Annotated in this window: 14 protein-coding genes and 1 pseudogene; 7 read left to right on the top strand and 8 right to left on the bottom strand. The window is 63.7% G+C overall.

Annotation, left to right across the window (positions count from 1 at the left end; genetic code table 11):
• Positions 1-28 precede the first annotated feature (28 nt).
• On the top strand, positions 29-400 hold the full coding sequence (locus AC1DZP_RS00430; RefSeq protein WP_477228458.1) for a response regulator: 372 nt from the start codon (positions 29-31) through the stop codon (positions 398-400).
• On the opposite strand, the gene AC1DZP_RS00425 is transcribed toward AC1DZP_RS00430, so the two are convergent.
• Complete coding sequence (locus tag AC1DZP_RS00425) at positions 401-1,348, bottom strand: DMT family transporter (protein ID WP_477299775.1); 948 nt, start codon at positions 1,346-1,348, stop codon at positions 401-403. It abuts the gene before it with no gap.
• A gap of 199 nt (positions 1,349-1,547) precedes the next feature.
• Between AC1DZP_RS00425 and AC1DZP_RS00420 the strand changes: the two genes are divergently transcribed.
• Positions 1,548-2,411: a LysR family transcriptional regulator gene (locus tag AC1DZP_RS00420; RefSeq protein ID WP_477299774.1), complete on the top strand. Its 864-nt coding sequence runs from the start codon at positions 1,548-1,550 to the stop codon at positions 2,409-2,411.
• Between the two features lie 58 nt (positions 2,412-2,469).
• Here AC1DZP_RS00420 and AC1DZP_RS00415 read toward each other — a convergent pair whose 3' ends face one another.
• The 3 genes from AC1DZP_RS00415 to AC1DZP_RS00405 all read right to left on the bottom strand — a co-directional run bounded on the left by AC1DZP_RS00415 (position 2,470) and on the right by AC1DZP_RS00405 (position 6,544).
• A complete protein-coding gene (locus AC1DZP_RS00415; RefSeq protein ID WP_095084877.1) occupies positions 2,470-2,841 on the bottom strand; it encodes a glyoxalase superfamily protein in 372 nt (123 codons plus the stop codon).
• 55 nt (positions 2,842-2,896) lie between these two features.
• On the bottom strand, positions 2,897-5,488 hold the full coding sequence (locus AC1DZP_RS00410; RefSeq protein ID WP_477299773.1) for a TIGR02302 family protein: 2,592 nt from the start codon (positions 5,486-5,488) through the stop codon (positions 2,897-2,899).
• Between the two features lie 114 nt (positions 5,489-5,602).
• Complete coding sequence (locus AC1DZP_RS00405) at positions 5,603-6,544, bottom strand: threonine/serine dehydratase (RefSeq protein WP_477299772.1); 942 nt, start codon at positions 6,542-6,544, stop codon at positions 5,603-5,605.
• Between the two features lie 50 nt (positions 6,545-6,594).
• Between AC1DZP_RS00405 and AC1DZP_RS00400 the strand changes: the two genes are divergently transcribed.
• Entirely contained in the window at positions 6,595-6,897 is a 303-nt protein-coding gene (locus AC1DZP_RS00400; protein ID WP_095084875.1) for an ArsR/SmtB family transcription factor, read from the top strand.
• A gap of 26 nt (positions 6,898-6,923) precedes the next feature.
• Here AC1DZP_RS00400 and lysA read toward each other — a convergent pair whose 3' ends face one another.
• From lysA to argH, 3 genes are all read right to left on the bottom strand, one after another.
• Positions 6,924-8,192 carry a diaminopimelate decarboxylase gene (lysA, locus tag AC1DZP_RS00395; protein WP_477299771.1) on the bottom strand — a complete coding sequence of 423 codons (1,269 nt, stop codon included), beginning with the start codon at positions 8,190-8,192 and terminating at the stop codon, positions 6,924-6,926.
• 67 nt (positions 8,193-8,259) lie between these two features.
• Positions 8,260-8,466, bottom strand: a complete 207-nt coding sequence (locus tag AC1DZP_RS00390) for a lipoprotein (RefSeq protein ID WP_095084873.1) — start codon at positions 8,464-8,466, stop codon at positions 8,260-8,262.
• A 93-nt stretch (positions 8,467-8,559) separates the two neighbouring features.
• Positions 8,560-9,960, bottom strand: coding sequence for an argininosuccinate lyase (argH, locus tag AC1DZP_RS00385; protein ID WP_477299770.1), 1,401 nt, complete (start codon positions 9,958-9,960; stop codon positions 8,560-8,562).
• A gap of 35 nt (positions 9,961-9,995) precedes the next feature.
• Here argH and tlpA point away from each other — a divergent pair, with 35 nt between their 5' ends.
• Positions 9,996-10,682, top strand: a complete 687-nt coding sequence (tlpA, locus tag AC1DZP_RS00380) for a thiol:disulfide interchange protein TlpA (RefSeq protein ID WP_095084871.1) — start codon at positions 9,996-9,998, stop codon at positions 10,680-10,682.
• On the opposite strand, the pseudogene AC1DZP_RS00375 reads toward tlpA, so the two are convergent.
• A pseudogene (locus tag AC1DZP_RS00375) lies at positions 10,679-11,563 on the bottom strand (EAL domain-containing protein); the annotation flags it as partial. The gene tlpA and the pseudogene AC1DZP_RS00375 sit on opposite strands and share 4 nt — an antisense overlap.
• 363 nt (positions 11,564-11,926) lie before the next feature.
• Here AC1DZP_RS00375 and AC1DZP_RS00370 point away from each other — a divergent pair.
• The 3 genes from AC1DZP_RS00370 (at position 11,927) to AC1DZP_RS00360 (ending at position 15,244) form a co-directional block, all read left to right on the top strand.
• The gene (locus tag AC1DZP_RS00370) at positions 11,927-13,279 is read left to right on the top strand and encodes an extracellular solute-binding protein (RefSeq protein WP_477228404.1); all 1,353 of its coding nucleotides are present in this window, start codon (positions 11,927-11,929) and stop codon (positions 13,277-13,279) included.
• Between the two features lie 158 nt (positions 13,280-13,437).
• Positions 13,438-14,322, top strand: a complete 885-nt coding sequence (locus AC1DZP_RS00365) for a carbohydrate ABC transporter permease (protein ID WP_095084869.1) — start codon at positions 13,438-13,440, stop codon at positions 14,320-14,322.
• A gap of 7 nt (positions 14,323-14,329) precedes the next feature.
• Entirely contained in the window at positions 14,330-15,244 is a 915-nt protein-coding gene (locus tag AC1DZP_RS00360) for an ABC transporter permease subunit (protein ID WP_095084868.1), read from the top strand.
• The last annotated feature ends 1 nt before the right edge of the window (position 15,245 follow it).

Raw genomic sequence — 15,245 nt, 5'->3', positions numbered from 1 at the left:
CAACTTTTCGCAGCCAAACATGGCCGCCATGGCAAAGCTTCTGATCGTCGAGGACGATGAGTCCGTCCGCACCCTGGCCGCCCGTGCGCTTGAACGCGCCGGACACACAATCGATATCGCCGCGGACGGCGCGCAAGGCCTTTCGCTGATCCGAGCCGCAAATGGTGGCTATGATCTCGTCGTCTCCGACATCCGCATGCCGGAGATGGACGGCATCGAGATGGCGATTGCGGCGGCAGCGCTCTTCCCGTCGATGAAGATCATGCTGATGACGGGCTATGCCGACCAGCGCGAGCGCGCCGAGGAGTTGAACGGCGTGATCCTCGATGTCGTGCAGAAGCCGTTTACGCTGGCCGAAATCCGCTCCCGCGTGGAACGGGCGCTGATCTGCTTCGCCTGATCAGGCTGGATCGGCTGCAGCGAGCACGGGCGGAGCGCTCTTGCGGCGTTCGAAGTTGAGCGCCAGCAGGCCGGCGCCGATGATGAGCGTCGCGCCGATCACCGTCGTCGACCGTGGCACCTCGGCGAAGAACAGAAAACCCCACAGCGGCGACCACAGGATGCCGGTGTATTCGAAGGTGGCAACGCGGTTGGCCGGTGCCATCCGGTAGGCCTGCGACAGCAGGACCATGCCGGCGGAGGCGACGAAACCGCAGGCCGCCATCTTGAGAAAATCAGGCAATGTCGGCGAGAGCCAGGGCCGCACCAGGAATTCGAGGCTCGGGTGGACGGCGTGGGTGATACCGGCCAGGTGAAACGTACCGGCAACCACGGCCGCGCCGACCAGATAGGCGCCGTTCTGGTAGAAGGCCATGACGGTGGACGATTCGGTATCGCCGATCTTGCGGGCCATCAACTGCGAAAAGCCGTAGAGCGCCGCCGAGCCCAGCGACAGCAGCGCCGCCCAGTCGAACAGACCGGCGCCCGGGCGCAGCATGACGACGACGCCGAACAGCCCGATCAGCACGGTCGCCAGCGTCTGCCAGGAGACGCGCTCGCCAAGATAAGGCCCGGCCAGCACCATGATGAACAGCGGCGCCATGAAATAGAGCGCCACGGCGTCGGCCAGCGGCAAGGCGGCGATAGCCAGATAGTACACCGTATAGGAGGTGAACTGGATGAAGGCGCGCATCGTCAGCATGCCGAATCGCCTCGACAGGATCGCAGGCAAGCCGACATCGACATGGACGAGAACAATCAGGATCGGCAAGGCGACGATCGAGCGGATCGCCATCACCTCGGTCACCGGATAACCGCTCGACACGGCTTTGACCAGCGGGTCTTGCAGCGAGAAGACCAGCACGCCAAGGCACAGGCTCAGGATGCCAAGGACCATCCGGTTCTGCATGTGCCTCGGGGCTCCCTGCAAGCGAAAAAGAACCCGCCACCGTTTCGGGCAGCGGGCATGAGTGAGGACTCTTCGAATTGGTCCGCGGCCGATTTCGCAGCCGCATATCCAATGGGTGAGGCGACTATCGTTCGGCGTTTGACATGTTGCAAACGAATTGGAATGATATCAGTGATCAAAATTCCTTATGGCGGATTTCATGCGGCCGACCCTCGACAGCGACCTTCTGCGCACCTTCGTGGCTATTGCCGAAGCCGGCAATTTCACCAGAGCGGCGGAGCAGGCCGGCCGCACCCAGTCGGCGGTGTCGATGCAGATGAAGAAGCTCGAGGACCTGATCGGCGACAGCCTGTTCGAGCGCGGTTCGCGCGGCGTCGTGTTGACGCGGCGCGGCGGCGAACTCATCGTCAATGCTCGCCGCATCGTTTCGCTGCTCGACGAGACGGCGGCGTCGATGGCGGCGGCGCCGCTTGGCGGGCCGGTCCGCATCGGCATTCCGGAGGAGTATGGCCACGCGATCCTATCGCGCGCGCTCGGCGCCTTTTCGAAGCGCCACACCCAGGTCGAGGTCACCGTGCGCTATGCGCATTCGGGGGCGCAGGTGGCGGCGCTCGCCGCCGGCGAACTCGATCTGTGCGTGGTTTTCGAATGGCAGGATCCTGCCGGCGGCGAAGTGCTGATGCACGATCCGACCGTGTGGGTGACATCGACCCTGCATCACATGCATGAGGAGCGGCCGGTGCCGATCGCGCTCTACAACCGGGCCGGCTGGTGCAAGGATTTTGCCGTCAAATCACTGGAGCAGCGCGGTCTTGCCTATCGCGTCGCCTATACCAGTGACACGACTGGCGGCCTAAAGCTCGCCGTCACCTCCGGGCTGGCGATCGCGCCGATCTCGCGCAGCAACATTCCGCCCGGCTGCCGCGAACTGACGTCGGCGGACGGGTTCGGCGACATCGATTCCTCGAATGTGGTGATGCACCGCAACCCGAATGCCTCGGGTGAGGCGATCGACGGCATGCAGGAGGCAATCCGCGAAGCGTTCGTCAACAGGCAGATCTAGTGCCTGTCGTCCAACCTGTGCAGCGGTCTTGGGATAACGACATGCACAAAACAAAGACTCAAGCGGCCGCTTCCTCGTGGAAATGCAGCCGGTTGCCGAACGGATCGGCGACCGATATTTCGCGGGATTTCCACGGCGTTTCCTCCAGACCCGGCCTGGCGAAGCGGTAATTTTTGCCGATCAGCTCGCGATGAAGTGCCGCGATGTCCTCGACCTTGATGCGCACGGCAATGCCAGGCGCGCCGTCGCCGTGATGTTCGCTCAGATGCAATACGCAGCCGTCGCGGCCGACCGCCATGTAGAGCGGCGCGTTGTCGTCGAAGCGATGCTCCCATTGCACCTCGAAGCCCAGAAAGCCGACATAGAATTCACGCGCCTTGGCAATGTCGAAGATGCGCAGGATGGGGGTGACGGCGCCAAGTTTCGGCATGGTGTTGCAACCGTTCGAGTGTCTTCGGGTGAGGTTGGAAGCGGGGCGGCGATCCCTATTTCAGCTCGAGCAGCCGTTCCAGATAGCTGCGTTCGATGTCGGGGCTGAGCGCATTGCCGAGCCGCTTGCGGATCGCTTCCAGAATCTGGCGGGCGCGCTGCACGTCGATCTCGTCGGGCACTTTCACCGAATCGCCGAAATCAGGGCCCTGGCTGGCGCGCGGACGGCCCAGCGGGTCACGGTCGGCGTTCTGCTGGCGGCCACCTTCCTCGCTGCCGCCCTGATCGCCCTGCATGGCCTGCATCTGCTTCATCATGTCCTTGGCGCCCTTGCGCAGCGCTTCCAGCGCCCGGCCCTGGTGGCCGACCGCCTGGTCGCCGTCGCCTTCGCCGAGCGCCTGTTCGGCATTGCCCATGGATTTGCCGGCCTCGCCAAATCCCTCATTGGGCTCCATGCCCATGCCTTCGAGCCCCTTCTTCAGCTGCTCGAGGTCGCTTTTCAGCTGGCCCTGGCCCTGCTGCAGCTGCTTCAGCGCATCGGCGAATTCCTGCGGTGTCATCGGCTTCTGCTGGCCATCCGCGCCGGGCTTGCCGTTTTCGCCCGACTGACCTTGCTCACCGTCCTGGCCGAGCTGCTCTTCGCGGTTCTGCCCGCGCTGGCGCTCGCCGCGCTGCATCTGGTCCATGCGGAAGGTGTCGTTCATCATCTCCTGCTGGCGCCGCAGGATTTCGCCGAGCTTGTCCATCTGCTGGCGCATCTCGCTGTCCTGCTGGCCGCCTTGCTGCTGACGGCCGGCCTGGAGATTGTTCATCATATCCTGCAGTTGCGACAGCAATTGCTGCGCCTTGTCGCGATCACCCGACTTCGCCAGGTTCTCGATCTGGTCCATCATGCGGTCGATATCGCTCTGGCGCAGTTCCTGGCCGTTCTGCTGCATCTGCGGCGCGTTGGGATTCTGCTTGGCGCGTTCGGCGAATTCCTGCAGGAACTGGTTCATCGCCTCGCGCAGTTCCTTCATCGCCTTTTCGATTTCCGCGTCGCTGGCGCCGTTCTTGATGGCGTCCTGCAGCGCCTGCTGCGCCTGGCGCAGCCGCTTTTCGGCGGCCGAGAGATTGCCTTCCTCGATGCCAAGCGCGATTTCCCAGAGATAGGACACCTCGCTGCGCAGCTGGTCGTCATTGACGGCCAGCTTCAGCCGGCTGCGGGCGCTCATGATGGCGAGGTAGTGGGACATGTTGTCGAACGTGTCCTCGGGCCGCAGCGTGATCGCGTCCATCAGGTCGAGCACGTGCGGCTTGGCGTTGGCGTCGAGCGCCAGCAGGCGGCGCTGCTCGAGCACCGCGCGCGCCAGCGGGTTGGCGAATGGCCGCTGCGGCATAACCAGCGTCTTGGTCTCGCTCGACGCGGCGTGCCCGGCATCGTCGGTGGCGACCAGCGTCAGCTTGATGCTGCTGCCCGCCCAGACATGCTCGGTCAGGTCCTTCGTCGTCCGGGCGGCATTCGACTTGCCGCCGCGACGCGGCAGCGACAGCGGCATTTCAGGCGGACCATAGAGCGGATGTGCATTGGGCGCCTGCGGATCGGCGAGCGCGAAAACCGCCTTGGCATTGGCGGCGCCATAGTCGTCGTCGATCTGGTAGTTGAGCTCGAAGGCGCCGTTGGCGGCGCGCTTCGGCTCGCCGACGAAACGGATCTGCGGCGGCTTGTCCGGCATGACCGCGAAGGCCCAGCGGCCGAGCTGATCCTCGCCCGACGTCAGCGTCAGGGTGCCGTCGCCGGTCAGCTTGCCGGTGAACTGGCGCACCTTGGATGGCGTCGCCGGGCTTGCCGCCGGCTTGGCCGTGGCGGCGGCCTGCGGGCCAGCCGGGTCGATGGCCCGGGAATTGCCGTTCTTGTCGGCATAGGCGAGCGTTTCCTCGCCCGAGCCGCCGGTGACGCGCAGCGAGACGTCGCTGCCTTCGGGAATGATGAAGGTCGGCGTCGCCTGGTTGACGTCGGCGGTCAGGAAGATCGGCGGCTTGCCGGTATAGGCCGGCGGCGTCACCCAGGCGTCGATGCGCGGTGGTATGGCATCGTGGACGCCATGGGCACTGAATCCGTCGACAATCCTGCCGCCGCTCGGTCCAAAGGAGAAGGCAAAGGCGGTCACCAGCAAAAGTGCGGCCACCGCGCGCAGACCCCAGCGGTCGCGCTCCGGCACGCGCGTTCGCGGCAGATCGGCGCCAAGGCTGTCGAGCTTTCCGGCCATTCGCTTCTGGTGTTCGCGCCACAGTGCCTGCGAGAAGCTGCTTTCCCTGCCGCTCGGCCGATCGGTCTGCACCAGCACGGGGCTGTGCAGCAATTGATTGGCCGCTTCGATCCTGCGGTCGATTTCGGCGGCGGCGGGCAAGCGGAAGAAACGCAGCGGATAGAGTGCCGCAAGTGCTGCCACACCGAATGCGGCGAGCAGGCCGATGCGCGCCACGTCCGGCAGGCGCGAGAAGATGCCGAGCCAGGAGACGCTGAGGAACAAGCTGGCGACGATGACGAGCGGAAGCAGCAACGGCCAGCCACGCTCGACCATCATCGAGACCCGCGTCGCCAGCCGGCTCAAGGCAAGGCGCCGGGCCAGGCCGCGATGGCTGCTGAAGGTGGGTCGTTGCGTCATCGGCCCTTCCATGGGCGGGCAGGATAGCCCGATCCTCACGACTCGAAGAATACCAGCAAACACGGCAAAGGCGAGGCAGTTTGAGAAAACGTGAAGCTGCCGGACTGGTTGCTGTCAGAACGTGGCGGGGTTGGCGTTGGCACCGCAGACCAGTATGGCGACCCTTTCGCCGGGCGCGGGCTCATACCGCCCGGACAGCACGGCCGCGAAGGCGGCGGCACCGCCCGGTTCCGAGATGATGCGCACCCGGTCCCACAGCGCCTTCTGGGCAGCGACGATGTCGTCGTCGCTGACCAGGATCGAACGCTCGACAAAGGCCTCGGCGATCGGGAACATCATTTCGCCGACGCGCTTGGGCGCCAGCGAATCCGCGGCGATGCCCTCGGCCGGCGCGTCGACGGGGCGGCCGGCCTCGAAGGCGCGGTAAAGCGTTGGCGCCCCTTCCGGCTCGATGGCGATGATGCGGATGCGGCCGGCGAACCAGGCGGCGATGCCGCCAATCAGGCCGCCGCCGCCGACGGCGACCAGCAACGTGTCGATCTCAGGCAAATCGCTCTCTATTTCCAGCCCGAGCGTGCCTTGGCCGACCAGCGTCTCCTCCTGGTTGAAGGCATGGATCTGCAAGGCACCGGTTTCCTCGGCGAAGCGTTCGCTGGCGGCCAGCGCCTCGGCGTAGCGGGCGCCGCCGACGATGAGCTCAGCGCCGTAGCTGCGGATCCGCTCCAGCTTGGCCGGCGGGCTCACCTCTGGAACGAAGATGGTCGCCTTGTGCCCAAGCCGCATGGCGGCGTAGGCGACCGCCGCGCCATGATTGCCGCCCGACGCGGCGACGACGCCGGCCTTGGGAACCGTTCTCTCCAGGAGGTTGGTGAAGGCGCCGCGCGCCTTGAACGAGCCGGAATGCTGCAGGCACTCGAGCTTCAGGTCGACGGTCAGCGGCGGGCGGTCGAAGTCGGCCATGTCGACGCGCAGCACCGGCGTGTGGCGCACATAGGGCCGGATGCGCGGTTCCATCGCGGCAATGCGTTCGCGTGTGACGGTGTTGACATTGCTCATGGACGTCTCCTTGGGATTGACAGCAATTAGTAACTTGGCAAAATGGCTAAATGCAAGAGGTTGATGTCTTCAAGGCGATCGCCAACGAACGCAGGCTGCAGATTCTCGACTGGCTGAAGGATCCGCGTGCGCATTTCCCACGCCAAGCCGACGGCGATCTGGTCGAGGACGGTGTCTGCGCGCTGCTGATCGCCGAGAAGCTCGGCATCACGCAGGCGACGCTCAGCGAACACATGCGCGTGCTCACCCAGGCCGGCCTGCTGCGGGCCAAGCGCATCAAGCAATGGACGTTCTACCGACGCGACGAGGACAGGATCGCCGACACAAGGGCGCTCATCCAGAACCGGCTGTAGCGCCGGCGCAGCGGACGGGGCAGCGTCTACCTTAGCCAGTCGGGTACCGAATCCAGCCCGATCAGGTCGTCATAGGTCAGGCGCGGGCGCACGATGTGGAAACGGTCGCCGTCGACCAGCACCTCGGGCACCAGCAGGCGGGTGTTGTAGGTGCCGGCCTGCACCGCGCCGTAGGCGCCGGCGGTGGAAACGGCAATCAGGTCGCCAGCCTTCAGCCTGGGCAGGTCACGGTCGAGGCCGAGATAGTCGCCGGTCTCGCAGACCGGGCCCACGACATCGACCATCATGCGCGGCGTGTCGGCCGGCGGCTGCACCACCGGCCTTATGTCGTGGAAGGCATCGTAGAGCGTCGGCCGGATCAGGTCGTTCATGGCGGCGTCGACGACCAGGAAATTCTTGGCGTCGCCTTCCTTCACGAAGATCACTTCCGAGACGAGGATGCCGGCATTGCCGACGATCAGCCGGCCGGGTTCGAACATCACCTTGAGCCCGAGCTTGGTGACATGCTTCCTAACGATCTGGGCATAGGCGTCGGGCAAGGGCGGCGGGTTGTTGTCGATGCGGTAGGGGATGCCGAGGCCGCCGCCGAGATCGATATGCTCGATGGCATGGCCGTCGGCGCGCAGCGCGCCGACAAGATCGACAAGCAGGGCGAAGGCGTCGTCGAAGGGCTGCAGCTCGGTGATCTGGCTGCCGATATGGGTGTCGATGCCGGTGACCTTGAGGCCCGGCAGCTGTGCAGCACGGGCATAGACTTGACGCGCCCGCTGCCACGGAATGCCGAATTTGTTCTCGGCCTTGCCGGTGGAAATCTTCTTGTGGGTCTTGGCGTCGACATCCGGATTGATGCGCAGCGAGATCGGCGCCACCTTGCCAAGGGCGGCGGCACGGGCCGACAACAGCTCCAGTTCCGGCTCGGATTCGACGTTGAAGCAAAGGATGCCGGCCGCAAGGGCAAAGTCCATTTCGCGCGGGGTCTTGCCGACACCCGAAAACAGGATCTTGCTCGCGGGGATGCCGGCCGCCAACGCCCGCCGCAATTCGCCTTCCGACACCACGTCGGCGCCGGCCCCGAGCCTTGCCAGCGTCCGCAGCACCGCCTGGTTGGAATTGGCCTTCATGGCATAGCAGACCAGCGCGTCGAGCCCGGCAAAGGCCTGGGCAAACACCCGGTAGTGCCTGGTCAAGGTGGCCGTCGAATAGCAATAGAACGGCGTGCCGACCTGTGCAGCGATATCAGGGATCGCCACGTCTTCGGCATGCAGCACGCCGTCGCGGTAGTCGAAATGGTTCACGAGAGTGGTTCCGGAAGTTGGAGCACGATGAGACCGGGTTCAAAAGACCAACCCGGTGTCATCGGCACTAGATCAGCGGGTCGAGGAAGAACTTCTTGTCCTTGACCGGTTTTTCCGGCTCGGGCGGCACGGGCTGATGCGCCTTTGAGGCATCCTTGCGCGCCTGGACGGCTGCTTCGTAGGGCGTGTCGAGACCGCCCCTCCTGCCGCAGGCCGAGACGGCCGCAATCGCCACCAGCAGCGTCAGCGTCACCAAAATCCTGCTTCCGGTCATCGATCCATCCGTCCGAAACTTTTTCCAGCCGCCGCTTTTAGCCGAGTTCTCAGAGCATTGCACCCCGGATATTGCTGGTCGCAATAGCTGGGATCACGCCTTGGCGATGCGCTTTTTCCAGCCGCGAATCTGCCTTCTGACTTCCGACGGCGCGGTGCCGCCGAAACTGGTGCGGCTCTTCACCGAGTTCTGCACCGCCAGCACCGAAAAAATATCTGCCGTGATACCTGGATTGATCGACTGCAGGTCTTCCAGCGAAAGCTTCTCCAGCCCCACTTTCTTGTCTTCGGCCAGCGCCACCGCCCGGCCGGTGACATGATGCGCCTCGCGGAATGGCAAGCCGAGCGTGCGCACCAGCCAGTCGGCAAGATCGGTGGCGGTCGCGTAGCCCGAGCCGGCGGCCTTTTTCATCGCCGCTGCGTTGATCGTCATGTCCGAGACCATGCCGGTCATCGCCGCCAGCATCAGGTCGAGCGTCTCGGCGGCATCGAACACCGATTCCTTGTCTTCCTGCATGTCCTTGCCATAGGTCAGCGGCATGCCCTTCATCACCGTCAGCAGGCCGACCAGATGGCCGGTGACGCGGCCGGTCTTGCCGCGCACCAGTTCGGCGGCGTCGGGGTTCTTCTTCTGCGGCATGATCGACGAGCCGGTGGAAAAGCTGTCCGACAGCCTGACGAAGCCGAACTGCGGCGTCGACCAGATGATGATCTCCTCGGCGAGCCGCGACAAATGCGTGGCGCAGATCGCCGCCAAGGCGAGGAACTCAAGCGCGAAATCGCGATCCGAAACGCTGTCCAGCGAATTGCGCATCGGCTCGCGGAAGCCGAGTGCCTTGGCGGTTTTGTGGCGGTCGATCGGGAAGCTGGTGCCGGCAAGGGCTGCGGCGCCGAGCGGGCTCTCGTCCATCCGTTCGATCGCGTCGCGAACCCGCGAAAGGTCACGCGCAAACATCTCGACATAGGCCATGCAGTGATGGCCGAAGGTTACCGGCTGCGCCGCCTGCATATGGGTGAAGCCCGGCATCACCGTCGCCGCATGCTCGTCGGCCCGTGCCAGAAGCGCCTCGATCAGCCCTTTCAATGCCCCGGCGACGCGGAGGCACTCGTCCTTGACCCACAGCCTCAGGTCGACCGCGACCTGGTCATTGCGCGAGCGGGCGGTGTGCAGGCGGCCGGCCGCCGGTCCGATCAGGTCGGCGAGGCGAGCCTCGACATTCATGTGGATGTCTTCCAGCCGGGTCGAGAACTCGAATGTGCCGGCCTCGATCTCTTTCTGAATCGTGTTCAGCCCGTGAGCGATTTTTTCTTGATCGGCCGCCGAAATAATGCCCGTTTGCGCCAGCATCTCGCTATGCGCGATCGAACCTCGGATGTCTTGCGCATAGAGCTTGCGGTCGAACGAGATCGACGCGTTGATCGCTTCCATGATCGCGGCCGGACCCGAGGCAAAACGTCCGCCCCACATCTGGTTGCTGGTCTTCTTGTCGCTCATGGCTATAACCCGTGCTTCGGAGCAGTTTTGAGAAAATGGCAGACGGCAATAGATTCTTCCCGGCCCCGCGCCTGATCCTCGCCGCTTTGGTGGCGGGCGCGCTGGCCGGCGCGGTCGCGGTATATGTCAGCGAGAGCCGGTCTGGCAACAACGCCGAGCACCAAGTGGCTGTCGGCGACAGCAAGGACGATGTCGCCTGCGCCGCCAAGGGCGAGCGCGCCAAGAAGGTGGCGGCAGCGGCCACCGGCGAGGTCGCGGCATTGTTGCCGGCCGATCCGCCGCAATCGTTGAAGAGCCTTGCGTTCAATGGGCCAGACGGCAAGCCGATGACGCTCGCCGACCATGCCGGCAAGACGGTGCTGCTCAATCTGTGGGCGACATGGTGCGCGCCGTGCCGTGCCGAAATGCCGGCTCTCGATGCGCTGCAGAAGGAAAAGGGCAGCGACGCCTTTCAGGTGGTCGCCGTCAATGTCGATGCCGGCGACGATGTTAAGCCGAAGAAGTTCCTCAGCGAGACAGGCGTCAAGACGCTCGGCTACTACCGGGATTCGACGATGGCCGTGTTCAACGACCTCAAGACGCGCGGGCTGGCGCTCGGCCTTCCCGCCACCATGCTGATCGATGGCGAAGGTTGCCTGATCGCCCATATGAACGGCCCTGCCGAATGGTCGGGGCCGGACGCAAAGCGGCTGGTCGAGGCCGCGCTCCAGCCCGAAAGCTAGGCTCTGTCCACACTCAGGGCAGGCGCGGGTGCGAAGGCCAGGACGCTTCTGTTGCGCTGGCCAGCCGTGTCGTTGCTGACGCGGGGTGCGTCGACACCGGTTAGTTCGCCGAACTCCTCGATGAGGCCAGCCCTGCCGATATAGTAACCCTGGCCGATCTCGCAGGCTTCGGCATCCAGGAATTTCAGCTCGCCGAGCGTCTCGACACCCTCCGCCAGGACCGGCAGGCCGAGGCCGCGCCCGAGCCCCAGTACGGCGCGCACGATTGCCGCGACCTGGCCGTTCTTGTCGACGGATTTGATGAAGGAGCCGTCGATCTTGATCTTGTCGAAGGGAAAGGCGCGAAGGTTGGAGAGCGAGGAATAGCCGGTTCCGAAATCGTCCATGGCCACCCGCACGCCCAGCGCCTTGACCTGCCGCAAGGTCGCCAGCGCGCGCGGCATGTCCTTCACAAGCGCCGTCTCGGTGATCTCAAGTTCGAGCCTGCCGGGCGCAAGACCGGAATTCAGCAGTGTTTCGTGGACCTTGCGGCTGAAATTCGGATTGTGAAGCTGCACCGCCGAAACGTTGACGGCCACCGTCAGCGGATTTTCCCAGCGGGCGGCTTCCTCGCAGGCCGCCGTCAGCACCCATTCGCCAATCTGGCCAATGGCTCCACTGTCTTCGGCGATCGGGATGAATATGGTCGGGGGCACGTCGCCGCGCGTCGGATGCCGGAGCGCGCCATGCCTTCGTCGACTTCGGACAGCAGCACAACGTCGGGAGACTGGCCGATAAGCGTGGCCGCGACGGCATCGCCGTGGCGGAGCCGCTCGACGTTCCATGCCACCACGGTGAGCGTCTCGCCGGCGCTTTCGCGCGAGGCCCTGCCGCCGATCTCGATCTGACCGAGCGCGGGAGTGGCGGCAGCGAGGCGCAGATGGGTGGCGCTATCACGCGGCCCGTCGCGCATGGCCTCGCGGTCGGCGATCAGCACATGTGTCAGCTGCGAGACAAGCATTTCGTCTACCCATTTTTAGCCGGTTAACGACCTGGGCCTTTACGCCAGTTTTCGACGCCCTAGGTACCTAGGGCGCCGATATGACGTTTTCATTTCATGCCGGCGCAAGCCGTCGAGGGAGGAGAGATTGGCTGTCCACAGGCCCGAAAAGGCACAGCAGAACTGTCACATACTTTCTCTATGAGACGGCCCGGGACCTGCGCAACGATCCTTGAAACGAGCCACTCAACAGGGAATGAGATTCATGTCGATGATCAAAAATGGCCTGGCGGCTCTTGCCGCCGGTGCAATCAGCGTTTCCATGGCGCTGCCAGCGGCCGCCGCGCCCACCAAGTTCGATTTCTGGTTCGGCCTTTCGGGCGACCTCGCACGTGTCGTCGATACGCTGTGCAAGAACTTCAACGCCTCGCAGTCCGACTATGAAGTCGTCTGCACCAGCCAGGGCAACTACGACGCCACGCTGCAGAACACCATCGCCGCCTTCCGCGCCGGCAAACAGCCCGCCATCGTCCAGGTCTATGATGTCGGTACCGCTACGATGATGCTGTCGGGCGCCTACAAGCCGGCCGACAAGCTGATGGAAGAAAACGGCTACAAGATCGACTACGCCGATTATTTCCCCGGTATCGCGCGCTACTACGCGACGTCGAAGGGCGAGATGCTGTCGTTCCCGTTCAATTCCTCGACGGCGCTCCTATACTGGAACAAGGACGCCTTCGCCAAGATCGGCAAGACCGAAGCGCCGAAGACCTGGGAAGATGTCGGCGCCGACCTGCAGGCCATGAAGGACGCTGGCTACGAATGCCCGATGGCGATCAACATCTCGGCCAATGAAAGCTGGCAGTTGATGGAGCAGTTCTCGGCCATCCACAACCAGCCGATCGCCACCAAGAACAACGGCTATGACGGCCTCGACGCGCGCCTGGAAGTCAACAAGACCAAGTTCGTCCAGTACGTCACCGACCTCAAGAAGTGGTATGACGCCGGCCTGATCAAGATCAAGTCGAAGGACCTTGGCCAGGACATGGTCCAGGCTTTCGCTTCGGGCACCTGCCAGGTCATCATGACCTCGGTCGGCGACCACGGCACCGTCGGCAAGACCCAGAAGGAAGGCATGAACTGGGATGTCGCCGAACTGCCGGCCTACGCCGGTACCGAGCGCAAGAATTCGCTGGTCGGCGGCGCCTCGCTGTGGGTGCTCTCGGGCAAGTCGGATGCGGAATACAAGGGCGCGGCCGCGTTCCTCAATTTCATCCACGATCCCAAGACCGCACTGTTCTGGTCGACCAACACCGGCTACATCCCGGTGACCAAGTCGGGCTTCGACTACATGAAGTCCAGTGGCTTCTACGACAAGGCGCCCTTCAAGGGCCGTGAAACCGCGATCGCCAGCCTGACCGCGTCCGAACCGACCGAAATCACCCGTGGTATCCGGTTGGGCAATTTCACCCAGATCCGCGCCGAGTTCGGCACGCAGATGCAGGCGATCTTCGCCAACAAGGTCAGCGTCCAGGAAGGCCTCGACACGCTGGTCAAGAATGGCGATGCCATCCTCGACCGCTTCCAGCAGACCTATCCGGGCAAGACCCTGCCCTGATCTCGGATCTACGCGGCCGCCCGCCGGTCTTGTCCAGGCATGATCTCTTCCGAAAACCGGTTTCCACTTTCGGGATCATGCTTGGGTCGACGGGCGGCCATTTCGTAGACTAGTCTCCCTTTGCTCTAGGCCAGCTGTTAAGCGGCGTCGGCGGACCGATGGAAAAACGCGTTACCTTCAGCAGTTGGACAATCGGCATCCTTTTCGCGGTGCCGCAGCTCCTCTTGATCTTCACGTTCTTCTACTGGCCGGCCGGTCAGGCGGTCTACTGGTCGCTGACGCTGCAACAGCCTTGGGGCGGCGGCAACATCTGGGTCGGGCTCGACAATTTCCGTTCGATCCTATCCAACGCCGATTACTGGAACTCGATCACCGCCAGCCTGGTCTTTGCAGGGATCAGCACCGGGCTTGCCATGTTCATCGCGCTCGTGCTCGCGGCGCTGACCGACCGGCAGCTTGCCGGCTCGCGCTTCTATCGCGTGGTGCTGATCTGGCCCTACGGCATCGCCGCTCCGGCGCTGGCAATGGCGTTCCGATTCATCCTGGCGCCGGAAGCGGGCTTCATGGCCGTCGTCAACCAGGTCTGGCCCGGCTTCTGGGACCCTGGCCTTGATGGCGCCGACGCCATGGCCTCGATCATCATCGCCTTCTCCTGGAAATATGTCGGCTATAATTTCATCTTCTTCCTCGCCGCGTTTCAAGCCATTCCGCGTTCGCTGATCGAGGCGGCGGCGATGGACGGCTCGGGCGTAATGAGGCGTTTCCGGGACATCCAGTTCCCGTTGATCACGCCGACGATCTTCTTCCTGCTGGTCATCAACATCACCGAAAGCTTCCAGGATTCCTTCGGCATCGTCGACATCATGACCTCGGGCGGGCCGGCCAACGCCACCAACCTGATGGTCTACAAGATCTATTCCGACGGCTTCAAAGGGCTCGATTACTCGGGTGCCGCCGCGCAGAGCATCATCCTGATGCTGCTCATCATCGTGCTGACCATTTTCCAGTTCCGCTTCATCGAGCGGCGTGTGCACTACAGGTGAGGCCGATATGGTAGAGCGCACCCCTTTCCTCAATTTCTTCACGCATGTGATCTTGTTCGTCGGCTTCGTGCTTTGCATCGCGCCGTTCGTGGTCGTCACCATTGCCGCGTCGCATAATCTCAAGGATGTCAACGACGTGCCGATGTCGCTGCTGCCGGGCAGCGACTTCTGGCTAAACATCAAGACGGCCTGGACGACCGCCGACCTTGGCCCCAAGCTTCTGAACAGTTTCATCATGGCCGCCGGCGTCGCGGCGGGCAAAGTGATGATCTCGGCGCTCACCGCCTTCTCGATCGTCTATTTCCGCTACCCCGGCCGCACCTTCATCTTCTGGCTGATCTTCGTCACGCTGATGCTGCCGCTGGAGGTGCGCATCGTGCCGACCTATGCAGTGGTCGCCAACGTTCTGTCGCCCTATCAGACCATCCTGGATTTGACTGGTCTGAGCTGGCTCATCGAGAAAGTCTCGGGCGTGCAGGTCTCGCTCAGCCTCGGGCTGCTCAACTCCTATTCCGGACTTATCCTGCCGCTGATCGCGACGGCAACCGGCACCTTCCTCTACCGGCAGTTCTTCCTGACGGTTCCCGATGAGCTGACCGAGGCGGCGCGCATGGACGGCGCAGGTGCCCTGCGCTTTTTCATCGACATCCTGCTGCCGCTGTCGCGCAACAACATGGCGGCGCTTGGAACCATAATGTTCCTGTGGGCATGGAACCAGTATCTGTGGCCGCTGCTCATCACCACCGACCAGTCGCATGCGACAGCGGTCACCGAGTTGAAGCAGCTTATCCCCAATGTCGGCGGCATCCCGGAATGGAACATCGCCATGGCCGGAACGCTTATCGTCATGCTGCCGCCGCTGATTGTCGTGGTCGCCATGCAGCGCTGGTTCGTGCGCGGCCTGATCGCCACCGAAAAGTAAC

This window comes from Mesorhizobium sp. P2_F8, assembly GCF_056403655.1.
Note: the sequence above shows the minus strand (reverse complement) of the source record. Positions and strands in the feature narration are given on the sequence as shown.